Source organism: Streptococcus pseudopneumoniae, assembly GCF_038148935.1.
In the GTDB taxonomy this organism is placed as follows: Bacteria; Bacillota; Bacilli; order Lactobacillales; family Streptococcaceae; genus Streptococcus; species Streptococcus pseudopneumoniae_U.
Genome location: NZ_JBBJZX010000277.1, coordinates 1 through 231, shown reverse-complemented (window position 1 = coordinate 231; position 231 = coordinate 1). Strand labels below are relative to the sequence as shown.

1 pseudogene is annotated in these 231 nt (G+C 41.1%); it reads left to right on the top strand.

The window, feature by feature from the left end:
- Positions 1-193: pseudogene (locus WKI42_RS10970) on the top strand (tail fiber domain-containing protein); the annotation flags it as partial.
- Between the last annotated feature and the right edge of the window lie 38 nt (positions 194-231).

Here is a 231-nt window from a genome sequence, read left to right as displayed (position 1 = left end):
TATCGAGAGCCAGAAACATGAAGAGGTTGGTTTGATTGCGCAGGAAGTAAAAGAGGTAGTCCCTCATGCAGTTGAAACAGATGAGGTAACATCTTATCTGTCTATCAACTATTCGAAATTCATACCCTACTTGCTGAAGGCTGTCCAAGAACTAGACCAGAAAATCAAAGAAATGGAGAACATACATGGATAATAACACAATCGATAAGCTAGTAGCTGAGTCGCTCGCTG